The 1,117-nt window shown below is 67.0% G+C and carries 1 protein-coding gene; it reads left to right on the top strand.

Annotation, left to right across the window (positions count from 1 at the left end):
- Nucleotides 1-2: 2 nt before the first annotated feature.
- Nucleotides 3-1,117: MFS transporter (locus AC5RWT_RS37640; RefSeq protein WP_494084659.1), on the top strand; the 1,115-nt coding region annotated here is incomplete at its 3' end.

Raw genomic sequence — 1,117 nt, 5'->3', positions numbered from 1 at the left:
CCCTGCTGACGGCCTGCGTGGCCTTCCAGCTCAATGCCTCCATGCTCAGCCCCGCCCTGGTCACCATGGGGGAGGAACTGCAGACCGACCAGGCCTCGATCGGCCTGTCCCAGACGTGGTTCTTCACCACCGCCGCGCTGTTCTCCCTGTTCCTGCCCCGGCTGAGCGATATTGTCGGCCGCAAGCGAATCCTCGTCGGGATGATGCTGCTGACGGCCGCCGGCTCCGTGATCGCAGCGCTGGCCCCGGACGTTACGTGGCTCTTTGTGGGCCGGATCATCCAGGGCGCCAGCGGCCCCACCGTGCCGCTGTGCCTCATCATGCTGCGCACCGCCGTGCACAGCCCGCGCACCTACGGCACGCTGATGGGCGTCATCCTCGCGGTCAACGGCGGCGTGGCCGGCGTCGATGCCTTCCTCGGCGGCTACATGGCCGAGCACTACGGCTTCCGCAGCATCTTCTGGTTCATGGTGGTCCTCGCCGTGATCGCCGCGGTTCTCGTCGCCGTCCTGACTCCCGAGAGCAAACCGCAGGCCGGGACGCGGATGGACTGGACCGGCGTCGTCTTTATAGTTGTCGCAGTCGGTGCCCTGCTCACCGCGCTGAACGAGGCCGCCAAGCTGGTCGGCGGGTTCTCCTGGGGGACCCTGGTCCTCTCGCTGGTGTTGACCGCCGTGGCCGCCGTCGCGTTCGCCGCCTTCTGGGCCACCGAAAAGCGCACGAAGCAACCCATGGTCGAGATTGTCCATCTGCGCCAGCGCTCCACGTGGGCGCCGCTGTTGACCACGGTCCTGACCATGACCGGCATCTTCGCCGTCATCAACGGGATTGTCCCCGCCTATGTACAGGCCGCCGCACCCGGGTTCGGCATCGGCCCCACCGAAACGGCGCTGCTCATCCTGACCCCCTACGCGCTGCTGGGCTGGGTCTTCGGCCCGATCAGCGGACGGTTCGCCCCGGTACTGGGCTACACCAAGGTGCTGCGCATCGGCATGATCGGCAGCATCGTCTCCCTAGTGGTCATTGTGCTGTTCGGCCTGAACAGCCTGCCGCTGATGGTCGCCGCCACTGCGCTGCTCGGCATCATGTACGCCGGCACCGCGAACATTATGCTCAA

Source organism: Arthrobacter sp. Dra40 (genome assembly GCF_059091905.1).
This window is presented reverse-complemented; position numbering and strand designations above follow the sequence as displayed.